General features: G+C 66.4%; 21 protein-coding genes and 2 tRNA genes. 16 read left to right on the plus strand and 7 right to left on the minus strand.

Going from position 1 to position 18485, the window contains the following annotated elements:
- Positions 1-11 precede the first annotated feature (11 nt).
- The 7 genes from gnd (at position 12) to B7438_RS00895 (ending at position 8627) form a co-directional block, all read left to right on the plus strand.
- The gene (gnd, locus tag B7438_RS00865) at positions 12-899 is read left to right on the plus strand and encodes a phosphogluconate dehydrogenase (NAD(+)-dependent, decarboxylating) (RefSeq protein ID WP_085367449.1); all 888 of its coding nucleotides are present in this window, start codon (positions 12-14) and stop codon (positions 897-899) included.
- Between the two features lie 6 nt (positions 900-905).
- A complete protein-coding gene (gene recF / locus B7438_RS00870) occupies positions 906-2108 on the plus strand; it encodes a DNA replication/repair protein RecF (protein WP_085367450.1) in 1203 nt (400 codons plus the stop codon).
- Positions 2101-2616: a DUF721 domain-containing protein gene (locus tag B7438_RS00875; RefSeq protein WP_085367451.1), complete on the plus strand. Its 516-nt coding sequence runs from the start codon at positions 2101-2103 to the stop codon at positions 2614-2616. Before recF ends, B7438_RS00875 begins: the two co-directional genes overlap by 8 nt.
- A gap of 124 nt (positions 2617-2740) precedes the next feature.
- Entirely contained in the window at positions 2741-4714 is a 1974-nt protein-coding gene (gene gyrB, locus B7438_RS00880) for a DNA topoisomerase (ATP-hydrolyzing) subunit B (RefSeq protein WP_085367452.1), read from the plus strand.
- A gap of 31 nt (positions 4715-4745) precedes the next feature.
- Entirely contained in the window at positions 4746-7283 is a 2538-nt protein-coding gene (gene gyrA, locus B7438_RS00885) for a DNA gyrase subunit A (protein ID WP_085367653.1), read from the plus strand.
- Positions 7273-7686 (plus strand): DUF3566 domain-containing protein, encoded by a 414-nt coding sequence (locus B7438_RS00890; protein ID WP_085367453.1) that lies wholly within the window; start codon positions 7273-7275, stop codon positions 7684-7686. Before gyrA ends, B7438_RS00890 begins: the two co-directional genes overlap by 11 nt.
- Before the next feature lie 46 nt (positions 7687-7732).
- A protein-coding gene (locus tag B7438_RS00895) for an IS5 family transposase (protein ID WP_143465492.1) occupies positions 7733-8627 on the plus strand; the annotation gives its coding sequence in 2 pieces (ribosomal slippage) (positions 7733-8083 and positions 8085-8627; 894 coding nt in all).
- On the opposite strand, the gene B7438_RS00900 is transcribed toward B7438_RS00895, so the two are convergent.
- Positions 8590-9495, minus strand: coding sequence for a dihydrodipicolinate synthase family protein (locus B7438_RS00900; RefSeq protein ID WP_218775122.1), 906 nt, complete (start codon positions 9493-9495; stop codon positions 8590-8592). The two genes, B7438_RS00895 and B7438_RS00900, sit on opposite strands and share 38 nt — an antisense overlap.
- A 131-nt stretch (positions 9496-9626) precedes the next feature.
- Here B7438_RS00900 and B7438_RS00905 point away from each other — a divergent pair.
- Positions 9627-9703: transfer RNA gene (locus B7438_RS00905), tRNA-Ile, on the plus strand.
- Positions 9704-9746: 43 nt separating this feature from the next.
- Positions 9747-9819: transfer RNA gene (locus B7438_RS00910), tRNA-Ala, on the plus strand.
- Between the two features lie 29 nt (positions 9820-9848).
- Here B7438_RS00910 and B7438_RS00915 read toward each other — a convergent pair.
- The gene (locus B7438_RS00915) at positions 9849-10313 is read right to left on the minus strand and encodes an Lrp/AsnC family transcriptional regulator (protein WP_085367455.1); all 465 of its coding nucleotides are present in this window, start codon (positions 10311-10313) and stop codon (positions 9849-9851) included.
- A 93-nt stretch (positions 10314-10406) separates the two neighbouring features.
- Here B7438_RS00915 and B7438_RS00920 point away from each other — a divergent pair, with 93 nt between their 5' ends.
- Entirely contained in the window at positions 10407-10847 is a 441-nt protein-coding gene (locus B7438_RS00920; protein ID WP_085367456.1) for a rhodanese-like domain-containing protein, read from the plus strand.
- Between the two features lie 3 nt (positions 10848-10850).
- On the opposite strand, the gene B7438_RS00925 is transcribed toward B7438_RS00920, so the two are convergent.
- Entirely contained in the window at positions 10851-11714 is an 864-nt protein-coding gene (locus tag B7438_RS00925; protein ID WP_085367457.1) for an Fpg/Nei family DNA glycosylase, read from the minus strand.
- A gap of 47 nt (positions 11715-11761) precedes the next feature.
- Between B7438_RS00925 and B7438_RS00930 the strand changes: the two genes are divergently transcribed.
- The gene (locus B7438_RS00930) at positions 11762-12178 is read left to right on the plus strand and encodes an NUDIX hydrolase (protein WP_085367458.1); all 417 of its coding nucleotides are present in this window, start codon (positions 11762-11764) and stop codon (positions 12176-12178) included.
- On the opposite strand, the gene B7438_RS00935 is transcribed toward B7438_RS00930, so the two are convergent.
- Complete coding sequence (locus B7438_RS00935; protein WP_085367459.1) at positions 12175-12372, minus strand: PspC domain-containing protein; 198 nt, start codon at positions 12370-12372, stop codon at positions 12175-12177. The two genes, B7438_RS00930 and B7438_RS00935, sit on opposite strands and share 4 nt — an antisense overlap.
- Before the next feature lie 141 nt (positions 12373-12513).
- The gene (locus B7438_RS00940; RefSeq protein ID WP_085367654.1) at positions 12514-13059 is read right to left on the minus strand and encodes a hypothetical protein; all 546 of its coding nucleotides are present in this window, start codon (positions 13057-13059) and stop codon (positions 12514-12516) included.
- 101 nt (positions 13060-13160) lie between these two features.
- On the opposite strand from B7438_RS00940, the gene B7438_RS00945 reads away from it, so the two are divergent.
- Both B7438_RS00945 and B7438_RS00950 read left to right on the plus strand, forming a co-directional pair.
- Complete coding sequence (locus B7438_RS00945; protein ID WP_085367460.1) at positions 13161-13700, plus strand: peptidylprolyl isomerase; 540 nt, start codon at positions 13161-13163, stop codon at positions 13698-13700.
- Positions 13701-13723: 23 nt separating this feature from the next.
- On the plus strand, positions 13724-14560 hold the full coding sequence (locus B7438_RS00950) for a rhomboid family intramembrane serine protease (protein ID WP_085367461.1): 837 nt from the start codon (positions 13724-13726) through the stop codon (positions 14558-14560).
- Between the two features lie 225 nt (positions 14561-14785).
- Here B7438_RS00950 and B7438_RS00955 read toward each other — a convergent pair whose 3' ends face one another.
- Positions 14786-15028: a cell division protein CrgA gene (locus B7438_RS00955; protein WP_055897136.1), complete on the minus strand. Its 243-nt coding sequence runs from the start codon at positions 15026-15028 to the stop codon at positions 14786-14788.
- 121 nt (positions 15029-15149) lie between these two features.
- Here B7438_RS00955 and B7438_RS00960 point away from each other — a divergent pair, with 121 nt between their 5' ends.
- From B7438_RS00960 to B7438_RS00965, 3 genes are read left to right on the plus strand one after another with little or no spacing between them, the layout of a single operon-like run.
- Positions 15150-15956 carry a class E sortase gene (locus B7438_RS00960; protein ID WP_085367462.1) on the plus strand — a complete coding sequence of 269 codons (807 nt, stop codon included), beginning with the start codon at positions 15150-15152 and terminating at the stop codon, positions 15954-15956.
- A 5-nt stretch (positions 15957-15961) separates the two neighbouring features.
- Positions 15962-16120 (plus strand): DUF4175 domain-containing protein, encoded by a 159-nt coding sequence (locus tag B7438_RS20145; protein ID WP_143465528.1) that lies wholly within the window; start codon positions 15962-15964, stop codon positions 16118-16120.
- Positions 16117-16755: an aminodeoxychorismate/anthranilate synthase component II gene (locus tag B7438_RS00965; protein WP_085367463.1), complete on the plus strand. Its 639-nt coding sequence runs from the start codon at positions 16117-16119 to the stop codon at positions 16753-16755. The genes B7438_RS20145 and B7438_RS00965 overlap by 4 nt, the downstream gene beginning before the upstream one ends.
- Before the next feature lie 10 nt (positions 16756-16765).
- Here the strand turns inward: B7438_RS00965 and pknB are convergent, their stop codons facing one another.
- Entirely contained in the window at positions 16766-18457 is a 1692-nt protein-coding gene (gene pknB, locus B7438_RS00970; protein ID WP_256921817.1) for a Stk1 family PASTA domain-containing Ser/Thr kinase, read from the minus strand.
- Positions 18458-18485: the final 28 nt, after the last annotated feature.

Here is an 18485-nt window from a genome sequence, read left to right on the forward strand (position 1 = left end):
GAAGGACAATCATGCACATCGGCCTCGTCGGTCTCGGAAAAATGGGCAACAACATGCGCGCCCGCCTCGAGAAGAACGGCATCGAGGTGACCGGCTACGACACGAACCCCGAGGTCTCGGACGTCGCCACCCTCGCCACCCTCGTCGCAGCGCTCCCCGCACCGCGCACGGTGTGGGTCATGGTCCCGGCCGGGAAGATCACGGACGCGGTCATCACCGATCTCGAACCGCTCCTCGAAAAGGGCGACCTCGTGATCGACGGCGGCAACTCGCGCTTCACCGAAGACTTCAAGCACTCCGAGCAGCTGGCGCCGAAGGGCATCGACTTCATGGATGCCGGCGTCTCCGGCGGAGTTTGGGGCCTCGACAACGGCTACGGCCTGATGGTCGGAGGCAGCAAGGACCAGGTCGAGCGCGTCATGCCCGTCTTCGACGCACTCCGCCCGGAGGGGCCGCGCGACGAGGGCTTCGTCCACGTGGGCGAGGTCGGCGCTGGGCACTACGCCAAGATGGTGCACAACGGCATCGAGTACGCGCTGATGCAGGCATACGCCGAAGGGTATGAACTCCTCGACACCCGCAAGGACATCGTCAAGGACGTCACTGGCACGTTCAAGGCGTGGCAGCGTGGAACCGTCGTCCGCTCCTGGCTGCTCGACCTGCTGGTGCGCGCGCTGGAGCAGGACCCCGAGTTCGAGCACATCGAGGGATATGTTCAGGACTCCGGCGAGGGTCGCTGGACCGTCGAGGAGGCACTCGCCAACGCGGTGCCCGTCCCCACGATCAGCGCGTCGATCTTCGCGCGGTTCGTCTCGCGCCAGGAGGACTCCCCGGCGATGAAGGCCGTGGCTGCCCTGCGCAACCAGTTCGGCGGTCACGCCGTGAAGGCCGTGGACTAACCCTCTTTGAGAGTTACACATCTTTCCCTGACCGACTTCCGCAACTACCGCACGGCGGAAGTGACGCTTGCGGCCGGCGCGAACCTCTTCGTCGGCCGCAACGGCCAGGGCAAGACGAATCTGGTCGAGTCGCTCGGCTACCTGAGCACCCTCGGGTCCCATCGGGTGTCGAGCGACCAGGCCATGATCCGGCAGGGTGCGGAGTCCGCGATCGTGCGCACCCGCATCCAGCACGATGGCAGGGAGCTGCTGGTCGAGCTGCAGTTGAACCGCGGCTCGGCCAACCGGGCGCAGGTGAACAGGTCGGCGATCAAGACCCGCGAGCTTCCTCGGTACTTCTCCAGCGTGCTGTTCGCCCCAGAAGACCTGGCGCTGGTGCGAGGCGAGCCGAGCATCCGGCGTCGTTTCGTCGACCAGCTGCTGGTGCAGCGGAACCCGCGGTTCGCCGGGGTGCTGTCCGACTACGAGCGGGTGCTCAAGCAGCGGAACACGCTGCTCAAGTCGGCGCGCGCATCCGGAGTCAAGGAGAACCAGCTCGGAACCCTCGAGATCTGGGACGAGCGGCTGGTCGCACTGGGCTCCGAACTGGTGGATGCGCGGCTCGACCTGATCGCGCGCCTCACCGATCCGCTCACCACCGCATACCGCTCGGTGGCCGGCGACGATCACCACCCGCGGCTCATCCCGCTGCTGACCGTCCGCGGCGCAGAGGTGGAGGACGCCGACGACGGGGGACCGGCCGACGCTGTAACCGACTCATCCGGTGTCGCCACGGTCGATGCGTTCCGTCAGGCCCTCGCCGCCGTGCGACGCAAGGAGCTCGACCGCGGGCTCACCCTCATCGGCCCGCACCGCGACGATGTGCTGTTCGAGCTCAACGGACTTCCGGCCAAGGGCTACGCCAGCCATGGCGAGTCCTGGTCGTTCGCGCTCGCGCTCAAGCTCGCATCCGCCGAGCTGCTGAGGCGCGAGTCGAACACCGGCGACCCTGTGCTGATCCTCGACGATGTGTTCGCCGAGCTGGACCAGGCTCGACGTAGGATGCTTGCAACCGCCGTAGAGGGTTACGAGCAGGTGCTCATCACGGCGGCCGTGTTCGACGACGTTCCTGACGGCCTGACCGCGCACACCGTGCGGATCGAAGCGGGAGCCGTCGTGGACGGAACACCGGAGAACGCAGAGAAGGAGAAGGGAGAGACCGATGGCTGAGCAGAGGGCATCGCTCGACCCGGCTCCGCTCTCGGATGCGTCCGCCACCTATCTCAGGATGCGCGAGCTCTTCGGCGGTGCGCCCACCACCCGCAGCCGTCGTGTCAAGAAGAAGGACGTCGACCCGTCCGCGAGCCAGCCGTTCGGGAAGGGCCGCGACCCCCGCGGACTCGGAGACGTGGTGGACGCGCTCGCCGTCCAGCTCGGCTGGGTCTCGCCTCTGGCCCAGTCCGACCTCCTCGAGGGATGGCTCGAACTGGCCGGCGAGGAGACCGCGAAGCACGCGACTCCGGAGGGCATCACCGACGGCGTCCTCACCGTGCGCTGCGAATCGACGGCGTGGGCGACGCAGCTGCGGATCATGCGCTCCGACCTGCTCGCGAGGATCGCGGATCGGTTCCCGGATGCGGACATCCAGTCGATCCGTTTTCAAGGCCCAGACGCCCCCTCCTGGAAAAGAGGCCCCAGGTCGATTCCAGGGCGTGGCCCGCGCGATACTTACGGTTGAGTGCACAAAAGAGGTCAATAGGCGGAAAACAACGCGTCAGACGGGCGATTTCGGCCATATCGACGCGCCGTGCTTGGTAGAATGAATAGGTCACTACTGAGTGCGGTCAGGAGCCTAATTTCATATGACGATGGAACCGAGCAAGGCTGAGTCGGAACACGACTACGGCGCGAATGAGATCCAGGTTCTCGAAGGTCTCGAAGCCGTACGCAAGCGACCCGGAATGTACATCGGTTCGACCGGTCCCCGTGGACTCCACCACCTCGTGCAGGAGATCGTCGACAACTCCGTCGACGAGGCACTGGCCGGTCACGCCGACAACATCGATGTGACGATCCTCGCCGACGGCGGCGTGCGCGTCATCGACAACGGTCGCGGCATCCCGGTCGACATCCACCCCGTCGAGGGCAAGTCGACCGTGGAGGTCGTCCTCACGATCCTGCACGCCGGCGGAAAGTTCGGAGGCGGCGGATACGCGGTCTCCGGTGGTCTGCACGGCGTCGGCAGCTCCGTGGTGAACGCACTGTCCTCCCGGCTCGACGTCGAGGTCAGCCGCCAGGGCAACGTCTACCGCCAGAGCTACCGCAACGGTGTTCCGCAGGCTCCGCTCGAGATGGGCGAGGAGACGGATGCGACAGGCACGACCATCACGTTCTGGCCGAGCCCCGACACGTTCGAGTCGATCGTCTTCGACTACGACACGCTGCGCACCCGCTTCCAGCAGATGGCGTTCCTCAACAAGGGGCTTCGTATCGCGCTGACGGACGAGCGTCTCGAAGAGGGGCAGGAGGAGCCGCGCTCCGAGGTCTTCCTCTACGAGCAGGGCCTGATCGACTACGTCCACTACCTCAACTCCGCCAAGAAGGCCGAGGTCGTGCACGACGAGATCATCGCGTTCGAGTCGGAGGACACCGAGCGCAAGATCGCGCTCGAGGTCGCGATGCAGTGGACGACGAGCTACAACGAGAGCGTCTTCACCTACGCGAACACGATCAACACGCACGAGGGCGGAACCCACGAAGAGGGTTTCCGTGCCGCACTCACCACGCTGGTGAACCGGTATGCGCGCGAGAAGAACATCCTGAAGGAGAAGGACGACAACCTCTCCGGAGACGACGTGCGCGAGGGTCTCACCGCCGTCATCTCCGTGAAGCTGTCCGAGCCGCAGTTCGAGGGCCAGACGAAGACCAAGCTCGGCAACACCGAGGCGAAGGCGTTCGTGCAGAAGGTCGTCGGCGATCAGCTCGGCGACTGGTTCGATCGCAACCCCAACCAGGCCAAGGAGATCATCCGCAAGGCGCTGCAGGCTGCGACCGCCAGGCTCGCCGCCCGCAAGGCCCGCGAGACCGCTCGCCGCAAGGGGCTGCTCGAGGGCGGCGGGATGCCTGGCAAGCTCAAGGACTGCCAGTCCAAGGATCCGTCGATCTCCGAGATCTTCATCGTCGAGGGAGACTCGGCAGGCGGCTCGGCCGTGCAGGGCCGCAACCCGGAGACGCAGGCGATCCTCCCGCTCCGCGGCAAGATCCTGAACGTGGAGAAGGCGCGACTCGATCGCGCCCTCGCCAACAACGAGGTCCAGGCCATGATCACGGCGTTCGGCGCCGGCATCGGCGAGGACTTCAACCCCGAGAAGGCGCGCTATCACAAGATCGTGCTGATGGCGGATGCCGATGTCGACGGCCAGCACATCACGACGCTCCTGCTGACGCTCCTCTTCCGCTACATGCGCCCGCTGATCGAGCTCGGCTACGTCTACCTCGCGCAGCCGCCGCTCTACCGGCTCAAGTGGACGAACGCCGAGCACGAGTACGTCTACTCCGACCGGGAGCGCGACGCGTTCCTGGCCGAGGGGATCGCGGCGGGCAAGCGCATCCCGAAGGACAACGGCGTGCAGCGTTACAAGGGTCTCGGCGAGATGGACTACAAGGAGCTGTGGGAGACCACGATGAGCCCCGAGACCCGCACGCTGCTGCAGGTCACCCTCGACGACGCGGCCGCCGCAGACGAGATCTTCGCCACGCTGATGGGCGAGGACGTCGAATCGCGCCGTAATTTCATCCAGAAGAACGCGAAGGACGTGCGTTTCCTTGACATCTGACAACATCGACGGCATTCCCGGAGACGACATCGTGACCGACGACACCGCAGGGGCCGGATTCGGCGTCCACGGCAGGATCGACCAGGTCGATCTGCAGTCCGAGATGCAGCGCTCCTACCTCGACTACGCCATGAGCGTCATCATCGGGCGTGCGCTGCCCGAGGTGCGTGACGGTCTCAAGCCGGTGCACCGCCGTGTGATCTACGCGATGTTCGACGGTGGATACCGTCCGGACAAGGCGTTCTCGAAGTGCGCCCGCGTGGTCGGCGACGTGATGGGGCAGTTCCACCCGCACGGCGACTCGGCCATCTACGACGCGCTCGTCCGCCTGGTGCAGCCGTGGAGCCTCCGCTACCCGCTCGCGCTCGGTCAGGGCAACTTCGGTTCCCCCGGCAACGACGGAGCTGCAGCGCCGCGATACACCGAGACCAAGATGGCCCCGCTCGCCATGGAGATGGTCCGGGACATCGACGAGGAGACCGTCGACTTCCAGGACAACTACGACGGTCGCACCCAGGAGCCGGCTGTCCTCCCCGCCCGCTTCCCGAACCTGCTGGTCAACGGCTCGGTCGGCATCGCGGTCGGCATGGCCACGAACATCCCGCCGCACAACCTCCGCGAGGTCGCGGACGGTGCGCTGTGGTACCTGGCCAACCCGGATACGCCGCGCGAGGAACTCCTCGAAGAGCTGATCAAGCGCATCAAGGGACCGGACTTCCCGACCGGCGCGCAGATCCTGGGCGTCAAGGGCATCCAGGACACCTACCGCACCGGCCGCGGCTCGATCACGATGCGTGCCGTCGTGGCCATCGAGGAGATCCAGGGTCGCATCTGCCTGGTGGTCACCGAGCTGCCGTACCAGGTGAACCCGGACAACCTGGCGATCAAGATCGCCGACCTGGTCAAGGACGGCAAGATCGGCGGCATCGCCGACATCCGCGACGAGACCTCCGGCCGCACCGGCCAGCGCCTCGTGATCGTGCTGAAGCGGGATGCTGTCGCCAAGGTCGTGCTGAACAACCTGTACAAGCACACGCAGCTGCAGGAGAACTTCGGCGCGAACATGCTCGCGATCGTGGACAACGTGCCCCGCACGCTCGCCCTCGACGGCTTCATCACCGCGTGGGTCGACCACCAGATCGAGGTCATCGTCCGGCGCACGCGCTACCGTCTGCGCAAGGCGGAGGAGCGTGCGCACATCCTGCGTGGCTACCTCAAGGCACTGGATGCGCTCGACGAGGTCATCGCGCTCATCCGTCGGTCGCCGACGGTGGACGACGCCCGCGCCGGCTTGAAAGACCTGCTCGACGTCGACGACATCCAGGCCGACGCCATCCTCGCGATGCAGCTGCGCCGCCTGGCCGCCCTCGAACGCCAGAAGATCATCGACGAGCACGACGCGATCGAGCGTGAGATCGCCGACTTCCAGGCCATCCTCGCCGACCCGGTGCGCCAGCGCACGATCGTCAGCGACGAGCTCACCGAGATCGTCGACCGCTTCGGCGACGACCGCCGCACCGAGATCATGTTCGGCTTCGACGGCGACATGAGCATGGAAGACCTCATCCCCGAAGAGGAGATGGTGGTCACGGTCACCCGCGGCGGCTACATCAAGCGCACCCGCAGCGACAACTACCGCAGCCAGCACCGCGGCGGCAAGGGCGTCAAGGGCGCCCAGCTGCGCGGCGAGGACGTGGTCGACCACTTCTTCGTCACCACCACGCACCACTGGCTGCTGTTCTTCTCGACCAAGGGCCGCGTCTACCGGGCCAAGGCGTACGAGCTGCAGGAGGCCGGGCGCGACGCCAAGGGCCAGCACGTCGCCAACCTGCTCGCCATGCAGCCGGATGAGGAGATCGCCGAGATTCTCGACATCCCCGACTACGAGGCGGCGAAGTACCTGGTGCTCGCCACCCGCGACGGCCTGATCAAGAAGACGGCGCTCAGCGAGTACGACACGAACCGCTCCGGCGGCATCATCGCGATCAAGCTGCGCGAGGAGGACGAGCTCGTCTCCGCACTGCTTGTGGACGAGGACTCCGACCTGCTCCTCGTCTCGCGCAAGGGCATGTCGATCCGGTTCACTGCGACGGACGAGGCGCTGCGCCCGATGGGCCGGTCCACCTCCGGTGTGATCGGGATGCACTTCCGCGGCGACGACACCCTGCTCGACGTATCCGTCGTCTCCGACAACGGATACGTGTTCGTGGTGACAGAGGGAGGGTACGCGAAGCGCACCTCCGTCGACCAGTACCGCCTGCAGAACCGCGGCGGTCTGGGCATCAAGGTCGCGAAACTGAGCGACGACAGGGGCGACCTGGTCGGCGCGCTGATCGTGGATGACGACGACGAGGTCCTTGTGGTTCTTGCCAGCGGCAAGGTGGTACGCTCCTCCGTGGCCGAGGTACCCGCCAAGGGCCGCGACACGATGGGTGTCGTCTTTGCACGTTTTGCCGAGTCCGACAAGATCATCGCTCTGGCCAAGAACACCGAACGAAACCTTGATTCTCAGGAAGATGACGAAGAATCTGGTGACGTCGGGAAGGAAGAAACCGTAGATGAGCAGTAGTGTTGCCGAAAAGCTCGCCAAGAAGTCATCCCGGAGGCCCGTGTCCGCTAAGCAGGTGCGACTCAAGCTGGTGTACATCGACTTCTGGTCGACCGTGAAGCTGTCGTTCCTGGCCGGGATCTGCCTGGCGATCATCGCGATCGTCGGAACGTTCCTGGTGTGGACGGTCCTCGACCGCACGGGGATCTTCGACCAGATCAACAGCCTGTTCAAGGACATCTCGGGCGCAGGAGGAAGCGACCTCAAGTCGATCCTCGGCCTCGGCCAGGTGATGGGCTTCTCGCTCGTCGTCGGGATCCTCGACATCATCGTGATCACCGCGCTCGGCGCTGTCTTCGCCTTGCTGTACAACCTCTCTGTGAAGATCACCGGCGGCCTGCTCGTCGGCTTCACGAACAACTAGGGCGTGTCTGACAAAGGTTGAGGGCGCGGGCGGGGAGTCTGGATGGGTGTCACGGTTTCAGGTGCTCTCGGATGGTCAGTGGTCGTTGATCGAGGGGATGCTGCCGCGTCCGACGGGCAGGCCTGGCCGGAAGTTCTCAGACGCCAGGGTGATGGTCGAGGCGATCGTGTACCGGTATCGAACGGGGATCGCGTGGCGTGACCTGCCGGAGGTGTTCGGGCCGTGGCAGACAGTGTGGACATGGCACCACCGGATGGCCGCCGACGGCACCTGGGACCGGGTGCACGCCAAGCTCACCGCCGCGGCGGATGCAGCGGGGCTGATCGATTGGTCGTTGTCGGTGGACTCCACGATCGCCCGCGCCCATCAGCACGCGACCAACACGACCCGACTCACGGGGGGCTGGATCGAATTACACGAATCCGCGGCTCGAGCCGCCTGATCACGGCATCGGCCGCTCCCGCGGCGGCCTGTCGAGCAAGATCCATCAGCTCGTCGACGGCAACGGGCTGCCGCTGGTCGCGCTCATCACCGCGGGGCAGGCGAACGACTCTCCGATATTCCTGCCGCTGATGGCGCAGCTGAAGGTGGGCCGTGATGTCGGCCGGCCGCGAACTCGTCCCGACGCCGTGCGAGGCGATAAGGCGTACTCGTCGCGTGCGATCCGCGGCCACCTGCGCTCCCGCGGGATCAAAGCCGTCATCCCGGAGCCCGACGACCAGAAAGGGCACCGCAAGCGGCGCGGATCACGCGGCGGCAGACCCGTCAGTGTCGACCGCGCCGACTACAAGAACCGGAATGTGGTCGAACGCGGCTACTGCCACATCAAACAGTGGCGGGGCATCGCCACCAGATACGACAAGCACGCCGTCGTCTACCGCGCTGCGGTCGTCCTCAACGCCGTTATTGCTTGGACGCGCCTTCTGACTCGGCAAGCCTGAACGCGACGTCAAGCCGTGCGCGCTGGGCATCATCCAGTCCAAGAATCGGTAGCGGAAGACTTCTGGGTTTGACCAGCCCAAGGTGCTCGGCGATCGCCGCCATCACACGAAGACTGCCGTACTGGGCGAAACAGTCCCAAAGTGGTTGCAGTTCCGCAGAACGCCGTAGCGCTTCCGACGCGTTGCCTTCGAGAGCCGAACGCGCCAAGCCGACCGCGACCGCCGGGAGTGTGCCACCGACGACGGAGTACCAAGCATCGCATCCAGCATTGAGGCCAGCTGCAGCGAAGGGATCCCCAGAGACGCCAATGGTCACATCCGCCGGAAGCAGGCCACGTAGTTGGGTCACTCTCTTCCGTGCCGCGTCTTCGTCCGCAGGCACGCCTGGAATCTTGATCGAAGCGATCCCATCCAGGCGTGCGATCGCGGAGTAGAGATCGTCGTCGAAGGTGAAGCGCGTTGTGCTCGGATTGTCGTAGACGATCACCGGAACATCGCTCCGCTGCACGACTGTTTCGAACAGGCGGTAAACGTCGTCACGTGTCAGCGCCTGATAGCTCACCGGAGCAAGGAGCAGCCCCTGTGCTCCGGCAGCCTGCGCATCCTCGGCGTGCTCGAGCACATGACCAGTACGCAGCGCACCGATTCCCACGAAGACCGGTACATCCCCGGCGGTCTGGACGGCCCGGTGCGCGACAACGGCGCGTTCGTTCCGCGACAGATACGCATACGAGCCGGTTGAGCCAAGCGCCGTTATCGTGTCCACCCCGGCATCAACAAGGCGCTCAACCAACCGCGCGAACGCTCGCTCATCGACCTGATCATCCACCAGAGGCGTAAGGGGAAAGGCGCTCAGGCCAACGAAGATCGACATCCGATCATCATGCCGTATCCCTGACAGGAACCCCACCATCCTGAACCTTTGTCAGACATGCCCTAGCAGCACCCGCCGATTTCGCATTGGCCGGGCAGATCAGGTAGTCTCTAATCTGCCCAATCGGGGATATAGCTCAGGCGGTTAGAGCGCTTCGCTGATAACGAAGAGGTCCGAGGTTCAAGTCCTCGTATCCCCACCACTGTGATTCGGAAGACGATGTTCTTCCGGAATCGCAGCCCCTCGGGGCCTTAGCTCAGTTGGTAGAGCGCCTGCTTTGCAAGCAGGATGTCAGGAGTTCGAATCTCCTAGGCTCCACAGTTTTTCCCCTGCTTCTCCTCGCGCGTTCATCCCGCCGGCGGCACGATCGGCCGCGTCGGGAACGGGCTCGAATACGAGACGCTCGTCGTCACGCTGCCGAGGGTTCCGATCTTTCCGCTCACCTGTTCGAGGTGCCGCATCGAGGTGGCCACCACCTTCAGGATGAAGCAGTCGTCTCCGGTGACGTGGTGCGCCTCCACGACCTCCGGCGTGTCCGCGAGCAGGTCGTGCAGCGGCGTGTACACGCTGCTCGGGTAGCGCAGACGCAGGAACGCGAGGATGCCGTAGCCGAGGCGTTCCGGGTCGATCAGCGCCCGGTAGCCGCCGATCACTCCGGCCTCCTCCAGGCGGCGCACCCGTTCGGCCACCGCGGAGTTCGACATGTGCACCCGCCGCGCCAGCTCGGCGATGGACTGGCGGCCGTCGCGCTGCAGCTCGGCGAGCAGGGCGTCGTCGACCGAATCGGTCACGTATGGGGGATTCGCGGTCATGCGCCGATTCTGCCATCACATCCCCGGCGGTGAGGGCCGAATGCCGGTGATCGTCTCTTCAAACCGGCCACGCGCATCCCTAATCTGTTGCTCATGACCGTTTCAGCCGCAGATGCCGCCCGCCACTTCGCCGCGAAGCTCGACTTCGAAACCGACCCGTCTGACGTGAAAGCGGCACGGGATGCGGGGGAGCGGTTCGTGCTCGTCGACTCCCGGGGGCACGCTGCGTGGTCGCAGGCGCGCATCCCGGGCTCTGTGCACCTGCCGACGGCGGACATCCGGGAGCGGGCGGCAGCGCTCATCCCGGAGGGCACTCCGGTGGTCGTCTACTGCTGGGGTCCGGGCTGCAACGGCTCCACCCGAGCCGCGCTCGCGTTCAGCCTGCTCGGATACCCGGTGAAGGAGATGATCGGCGGGTTCGAGTACTGGGCACGCGAAGGGCTCGGCATCGAGAACGACCTCGGCCCCGTGGAGCGGCCCACCGACGAGCTGACGGCGCCCCTGGCGGTGGATGCGATCAGCTGCGACTGCTGACCGTCACTTGAGCAGCCGCGACAGCACGCGGTCGGCCAGCGGCTTGCCCCCGGTCTGGCAGGTGGGGCAGTACTGCAGCGTGGAGTCGGCGAAGATCACCTGGCGCACCGTGTCGCCGCAGACCGGACAGGGCTGACCCGTGCGGCCGTGCACCTGCATCCCGAGCTTCTTCTCGCCCTTGAGCTCGGAGGCGGCGAGGCCGTCGGCGCGGGCGAGCGCATCCCGGAGCGTGCTCTGCATGGCGGCGTAGAGGCGGGAGACCTCCTCCGGAGACATCGAGGCCGGCTTGAACGGCGACATGCGTGCCGTGTGCAGGATCTCGTCCGAGTACGCGTTGCCGATTCCCGCGATGATCGACTGGCTGCGCAGCACACCCTTGATCTGGGCGCGGCCGGCGCCGGCCAGGATGCCGGCGAAGACCTCCTCCGTGAACTCCGGCGCCAGGGGGTCGGGGCCGAGATTGGCCACGCCGGGCACATCGGCCGGATCGTGGACGACGGAGATCGACAGGCTCTTCTTGGTGCCGGCCTCCGTGATGTCGAGCCCGGTGCCGTCGTCGAGGACGAGACGCGCGGCCAGCGGGCCCTTCCCGGGGCGACCGGTGGGCGGGGGAGGCGGCGCATCCCGCCAGCGGACCCAGCCCGCCCTGGCCAGGTGCATCACGATGTGCAGGTCGCCGGCCGAGATGTCCAGGAACTTGCCGTGCCTCGTCACGCCGCCGATGGTGAGACCGCTGACCGCGGAGACCGGCGGATCGAACGTCTTGAGTGCCGCGAACGCGACGATGCGCAGCGAGTCGATGACACGGCCACGGAGGCGCGCGTCGAGGTCGGCTGCGAGGGCCGTGACTTCGGGGAGTTCAGGCACGCATCCAGTCTGCCGCGTGCGACCGACAAGCGCAGTAGGGTAACGGAATGGATATCAGGGTCGCTGCCTACGGGGTCATCGTCGACGACGGCAAGATCCTGCTTGCGCACTGGAACGAGGGCGGTCGCTCCGGCTGGACGCTGCCCGGCGGCGGCATCGACCCCGGCGAAGACCCGGTGGATGCGGTGGTCCGCGAGATCGCGGAGGAGACGGGCTATGAGGCGGTCGCCGGCGAGCTGCTCGGCATCGACTCGCACATCGTGCCCGCCGAAGCGCGGTTCGCGGCCGACGCCGGACCGCTGCACGCGCTCAGGATCGTCTACCGCGCATCCGTGGTGGGCGGCACGCTCGCGAACGAGCTGGACGGCACCACCGACGAGGCGCGCTGGTTCCCGCTCCACAGCATCCCGTCGCGGAGGGTCGAACTCGTCAACGTGGCGCTCGGGATGGCCGGGCTCGCCTAGGCCTGGCGGGGCTTGAGCTCCGACGGGATGATGATCCACATCGCGATGTACGCGATGAACTGCGGGCCGGGGAGCAGGCAGGAGAGCAGGAACAGGACGCGCACCGTGGTGGCGCTCCATCCGAAGCGCTGAGCGAGTCCCGCGCAGACCCCACCGAGCACGCGGCCGGAGGTTGGACGGTAGAGAGTGTTCATGCTTCGATTCTGGCCGTGCGCCGCCGGACCCGGTATCGGGGAATCCCCCCAATCGACCCTGAGGAAAGCACCAGGTCGCGGACGCGCGACGGCACGCGAAAGGGGTGGCGCCCTCCGGCACCACCCCTTTCGACGTCGCTGCTACTCGGCTGCGGGAGCCGTGGGCTCTTCGTCGGCGACCCAGAGTTCGTCGTCTGCGCGGAAGGTCTGCCACACGGCGTAGAGCAGTCCGACAGCGGCGATGGCGCCGAGGACGACTGCGATGACCGTCCCAGCTCCCGGGCCGGACGAGTCGTTGGTGGCGGCCTTGACCTTCTTCGACACGTCTTTGCCCGCCTTCTTCACGTCGCCGATGAAGGCGCGTGCGCGTGCATCCCGAGCGTGGTCGACCACGGACATCGCCGTGCCGACGAGGGTTCCCACAGCGGGGATCACGTCGGTGACCAGGCGCTCGCGTGCCACGCCGGCGACACGGCCGGCGGTCTGCGTGGCCGGGCGCACGTAGTGCTCGTACCCGTCGCGCACTCGCGGAGCGATCTCCTCGCGTGTGTAGTAGGCAGCCTGCTTGCGGGCCTCTGCGGCAACCGCGTTGGCATTCGCCAGCACGTCCTGCTGCTGACCCCAAAGCTCCTCGGCGCTACTGCGCAGTCGCTTGAGTTCCTTCTTCCGCTTCCGTGTCAGGTTCATCTGGACCTCCATTGCGTCGTGTAGCGAACTCACTCCATCTTGCCACCTAAAGGCCTGTGGATGGCCCGAGAGCCGAGAAGCCCTGTGCAAGAATTGGTGCCATGTCTAAGCACACCGCTGTCGCCACCCTCCACACTAACTACGGGGACATCAAGGTCAACCTCTTCGGCAACCACGCACCGAAGACGGTCAGGAACTTCGTCGGCCTGGCGACCGGTGAAATCGAGTGGACGCACCCGGGCACGGGCGTGAAGAGCACCGACCCGCTGTACGACGGTGTCGTCTTCCACCGCATCATCCCCGGCTTCATGATCCAGGGCGGCGACCCGCTCGGCCAGGGCATCGGCGGACCGGGCTACCAGTTCGACGACGAGATCAACCCCGAGCTCGACTTCACGCAGCCGTACATCCTCGCCATGGCCAACGCCGGAATCCAGGGCGGCCACGGCACCAACGGCTCGCAGTTCTTCATCACCGTCGCACCCACCACGTGGCTGCAGGGCAAGCACTCCATCTTCGGCGCCGTCGAAGACGAGGCGTCCCGCAAGGTCGTCGACAAGCTCGCCGAGCTGCCGACGGATGCACGCGACCGGCCGCTCGACGACGTCGTCATCGAGTCGGTCACCGTCGAGCAGGTCTAGCAGCGGCGGGGGCGGGTCGAACGATGTCTCAGCCCGTCGACGCCAGGGCGACCTATTGCTATCGGCACCCCGACCGGCAGAGCTACGTGCTCTGCCAGCGGTGCGGTCGCACGATCTGCCCCGAATGCCAGACGCCCGCCGCTGTCGGCGTGATCTGCCCGGAGTGCATGGCCCAGCAGCGGGCTGAGGCTCCGCGCACCAAGCCGGCCTGGGTCACCAGGATGACCGGCAGCGGCGCGCCCGTCGTCACATACGCGATCATCGCGCTCTGCGTGGTCGTGTTCATCTTGCAGCAGCTGCCGGTGATCGGTTCGACGGTCACCGGAGCCCTGCAGTACGCGGGCGTCTACTCGACGCCGATCGCGTTCGAGCCCTGGCGGATGCTCACCACCGTGTTCACGCACGGCAGCATCCTGCACATCGCGCTCAACATGTACACGCTGTGGATCTTCGGAATGATGCTGGAGCCGCTGCTCGGCCGAGCCAGGTTCGCCGCCCTGTTCATCGCCAGCGGCTTCGCCGGCTCGGTGGGTGTGCTGCTGATCGCCAATCCGCTGCAGCCGGTCGTCGGCGCATCCGGTGCCATCTTCGGGATGCTCGGAGCGTTCTTCATCATCCAGCGGCGCCTCGGCGGCAACGCGACCCAGTTGCTGGTGCTGGTCGGCATCAACCTGGTGATCGGGTTCATCCCGCAGTTCGGGATCGCGTGGCAGGCGCACGTCGGCGGCCTCATCGGCGGCGCGCTGGTCGGGCTGATCTACGTCGAGACGCGCAGCATCGCACGCCGTCGCTGGCAGCTGCCGCTCCTGATCGTGCTGTGCGTGCTGCTCGTCGCGCTGAGCCTGATCCGATTCCTGTAATTCCTCCCCAACGCGTGGATAAGTTATCCACAGGCTTATTAACAATGGGGATAATTACACCCGTGTAACTCTCCACAGGCTTATTAACACTGGGGAGAACCACACCCGTGTGATTGTCCTCACTGTGGAGGACACCTGTGAATAACTCGGTCGTCATGGCCGCCGGGGCATGAAAAAACCCGGGACCGGCTGCTGCCGATCCCGGGTGGAGAATATGCCGAAGGCTCAGCGCCAGCGGGTGGTCATGAGGAAGCCGATGAAGGCGATGCCGAAGCCGACGAGGATGTTCCACGCGCCGAGAGCCGGGATGGGATACATGTTCTGGCTCACGTAGAAGACGATGATCCACACCAGCCCGAGAAGCATGAAGCCGAACATCACCGGCTTGAACCAGACAGGGTTGGGGGCGTCCTCGCCCGACTGGGCGACAGTGCGCTCGGGCTTGGTCTTCGACTTGGTGCGTGCCATAGCTCCATAGTGTAGCGGGAGAGGCTGTGGGACTCCGCTGTCAGCTTCCCCACGCTTTCAGGGGACTTTCCGAGGGATGCGCGGTGCCATTACACAGGCGGAGTCTCCTAGAATCACACATATGACCGACCCGAACCTCCCGCAGGACGCCACTGCGTCCCCCGGACGGGTCCGGCGACGTCGACGCCCCCGTCAACGCGTCACCTTCTTCGGCGTGCTGGGCGAGCTGCTCATCACGGCCGGCGTGCTCGTGCTCCTCTTCCTCGGCTGGCAGATCTGGTGGAACAGCCTCGTGCTTGCCGGCCAGCAGACCGGCGCAGCGCAGGCGCAGAGCCAGCGCTGGCTGGACGAGGCGGCGAAGGCCCCCACCCCGACGCCGACACCGACGGACACCGCGCAGCCTCCCGCTCCTCCCGTGCAGGCCGAGCCCGCTGACTACGAGCCGTTCGCCGTCATCTACATCCCGCGGCTCGGTGCGGACTGGAAGCGCACCATCCGGGAGACCGTCGACACCGAGCGGGTGCTCAACAGCTACGACGCCGGCGTCGGTCACTACAAGGGAACGGCCATGCCCGGCCAGGTCGGCAACTTCGCGGTCGCCGGGCACGACAGCGGATGGGGCAACACCTTCATCGACCTGTCCAAGCTGCATATCGGCGACCGCATCTACGTGCAGACCAAAGACGGCTGGTACACGTACACGTTCCGCAACTTCGAGTACGTGCAGCCGAGCGCCGTCGAGGTGATCCTGCCCGTGCCGCGGCAACCGGATGCGACGCCGATCGACCGCCTGATGACGATCACCACCTGCAACCCGCCGTTCCACGCGGGAGAGCGGCTGATCGCATACACCGTGTTCCAGGACTACGCACCGATGCAGCAGGTGCCCAGCGAGATCGCGGCCGCCGTTGCGGCCAACGGAGGGTGACGACGATGTACGGCGCACTATGGCGCATCCTGCCTGGACCGGTGTGGGTGCGCATCCTGATTCTGATCGTGCTGTTCGTGGCGGTGCTCGCGGCGCTCGTCACCTGGGTGTTCCCTTGGGTTGATTCGCTCTTGGGCCCCCAGGAAGGTACCGTGGGGCCGTGACCCGCGTACTCGTCATCGACAACTACGACAGCTTCGTCTACACGCTGAACGGCTACCTCCATGAGCTGGGAGCGCAGACCGACGTCGTCCGCAACGACGACATCGCCGAAGCCGACCTGCCGGCACGCCTCACCGAATACGACGCCGTGCTGGTGTCGCCGGGCCCTGGCAAGCCTGCAGACGCCGGGGTCTCCATCCCGATCGTGAAGCTCGCGCTGCAGACCGGGATGCCGCTGCTCGGCGTCTGCCTCGGTCACCAGGCCATCGCCGAGGCGTTCGGCGGCGTCGTCACCAACGCCGAAGAGCTCATGCACGGCAAGACCTCCGAGGTCAACCACGACGACAGCCCGTTCTTCGACGGCGTCGGCCAGCCCTTCACTGCCACGAGGTACCACTCGCTCGCGGTCGTCGACGGCACGATGCCGGACGACCTGATCGTCACCGCGCGCACGCCCGGCGGCGTGATCATGGCGCTGCGGCACCGCGAGGCCCCGATCTACGGTGTGCAGTTCCACCCGGAGTCCGTGCTCACCGAGGGCGGCTACCGGATGCTCGGCAACTGGCTCGAGGTGGCGGGACTGTACGGCGCTGCCGACGCATCCCGTGCGCTGAACCCGCTCGTGAAGCTGGTCTAGTCGGGCTGACTTAGCCCGAGCAGTAGGTCAGGTCGACCGCTGAGCCCTGCGGCACGTCGCCCACCTGCGACTGGGTGTGCACCAGGGGTGCTCCCTTGTCTTGCGGGCAGGTCGCATCCGGTTTCGGGTTCACCGTGAGGCCGAGATCCGACAGGATGCCCGTCGCCGCCTGCAGAGACTGACCGGTGAGGTCGGTGACCGTGACCTTGCCGCTCGACACCGTGAGCGCGATGGCGTCGCCCTCGTGCGCGTTGGCGTTGGGGGCAGGGTCGGTGGTGATGACGACGTTGGCCGGGACCGTCGACGAGTTCGTCGTGGTGACGGGGCCGACGGAGAGGCCGACAGCGGCGAGGGCCGCCTTGGCCGCATCCGTGGTCATGTTGTGCACGTCGGGCACGGTGACCGTCTTCTTGCCGGTCGAGACGTAGACGGTGATGGTGTCGCCGGTGGCGACGACGATGCCTGCGCCAGGATCGGTGCGGATGACCTCGCCCTGCGGGTACGTCGAACTCGCCTCGGACGCCTGCGTCCACTTGAGCTTCATGTCCTGCAGCTGCGCGGTGGCCTTGTCGAGGGTCTGGCCGGACAGGTTCGGCACCTCGCGCGAGGTCTCCGGCATCGTGGTGCTCGGCGCGAGCCGCAGCACCCACGCCAGCACGGCGACGATGACGACGGCCATGATCGCGACACCGGCCCAGATCCAGATGACCGGTGGGCGGCGCTGCGTGCGGACCATCGTCTGGTCTTCCGCGAGCTGGCGGAACGCGGCCTCCGGGCCGGACACGACGCTCGGCGGGGCGCCGAAGAGGGTCTCGCCCAGCGCATCCGGGGTCTTGTGGACGGGCACCTTGCCCGAGGCGGCCAATTCGAGGTCGTCGCGGAACTCGGTGACCGTCTGGTAGCGCTCGAACCGGTCCTTGGTGAGCGCGCGGGCGACGACGACGTCCATCGCCGGGGAGATCTTGTGGTTGATGGAGCTCGGCTTGACCGGCGCCTCGCTGACGTGCTGGTACGCGACGGCGACCGGGGTGTCCCCACGGAACGGCGGGCGGCCGGTGAGCATCTCGAAGAGGACCACGCCGGTGGAGTAGAGGTCGGTGCGCGCATCCACGGACTCGCCCTTGGCCTGCTCCGGAGAGAAGTAGCTGGCAGTGCCGAGGATGGCGGTGGTCTGCGCCACCGTGGCCGAGGAGTCGCTGATGGCGCGCGCGATCCCGAAGTCCATGACCTTGACCTGGCCGGACTTGGTGATCATGACGTTGCCCGGCTTGATGTCGCGGTGCACGACGCCGGCGCGGTGCGAGTACTCGAGCGCGGTGAGGATGCCCTCGGTGATGCGCACGGCCTCGGAGACCTCGAGCGGCCCCTTCTTGATCAGGTCTTTGAGGAGCACGCCGTCGACGTACTCCATGACGATGAAGGGCAGCTGCGCCTCGTGACCGTTCGGCTCGCGGACGGTCTCCTCGCCGGCGTCGAAGACGCGGACGATCGTGGGATGCGCCATGCGGGCCGCGGCCTGCGCCTCCTGGCGGAAACGCGTACGGAAAGCCGGGTCTGTGGCCAGAGACGGCTTGAGCAGCTTGATCGCGACCGTGCGGCCGAGGCGGGTGTCTTTGCCTCGGTGCACATCGGACATGCCGCCCCGTCCGATGAGTTCGCCCACCTGATATCGGCCTGCGAGCAGGCGGCTATCTGGGCTCAATGCGGACTCCTTCTGGGTGGTGGCTCCG

Origin of the sequence: Leifsonia sp. NCR5 (assembly GCF_002105485.1) — a bacterium.
Taxonomy (GTDB): domain Bacteria; phylum Actinomycetota; class Actinomycetes; order Actinomycetales; family Microbacteriaceae; genus Leifsonia.

Coding starts and splice junctions, on each gene's coding strand:
- B7438_RS00875 (WP_085367451.1), top strand. CDS start 2,101: ATGGCTGAGCAGAGGGCATCGCTCGACCCGGCTCCGCTCTCGGATGCG.
- B7438_RS00915 (WP_085367455.1), bottom strand. CDS start 10,313: ATGACCGCGAATCCCCCATACGTGACCGATTCGGTCGACGACGCCCTG.
- B7438_RS00920 (WP_085367456.1), top strand. CDS start 10,407: ATGACCGTTTCAGCCGCAGATGCCGCCCGCCACTTCGCCGCGAAGCTC.
- B7438_RS00945 (WP_085367460.1), top strand. CDS start 13,161: ATGTCTAAGCACACCGCTGTCGCCACCCTCCACACTAACTACGGGGAC.
- B7438_RS00935 (WP_085367459.1), bottom strand. CDS start 12,372: ATGAACACTCTCTACCGTCCAACCTCCGGCCGCGTGCTCGGTGGGGTC.
- B7438_RS00950 (WP_085367461.1), top strand. CDS start 13,724: ATGTCTCAGCCCGTCGACGCCAGGGCGACCTATTGCTATCGGCACCCC.
- B7438_RS00955 (WP_055897136.1), bottom strand. CDS start 15,028: ATGGCACGCACCAAGTCGAAGACCAAGCCCGAGCGCACTGTCGCCCAG.
- B7438_RS00940 (WP_085367654.1), bottom strand. CDS start 13,059: ATGAACCTGACACGGAAGCGGAAGAAGGAACTCAAGCGACTGCGCAGT.
- B7438_RS00960 (WP_085367462.1), top strand. CDS start 15,150: ATGACCGACCCGAACCTCCCGCAGGACGCCACTGCGTCCCCCGGACGG.
- B7438_RS00930 (WP_085367458.1), top strand. CDS start 11,762: ATGGATATCAGGGTCGCTGCCTACGGGGTCATCGTCGACGACGGCAAG.
- gnd (WP_085367449.1), top strand. CDS start 12: ATGCACATCGGCCTCGTCGGTCTCGGAAAAATGGGCAACAACATGCGC.
- B7438_RS00890 (WP_085367453.1), top strand. CDS start 7,273: ATGAGCAGTAGTGTTGCCGAAAAGCTCGCCAAGAAGTCATCCCGGAGG.
- gyrB (WP_085367452.1), top strand. CDS start 2,741: ATGACGATGGAACCGAGCAAGGCTGAGTCGGAACACGACTACGGCGCG.
- B7438_RS20145 (WP_143465528.1), top strand. CDS start 15,962: ATGTACGGCGCACTATGGCGCATCCTGCCTGGACCGGTGTGGGTGCGC.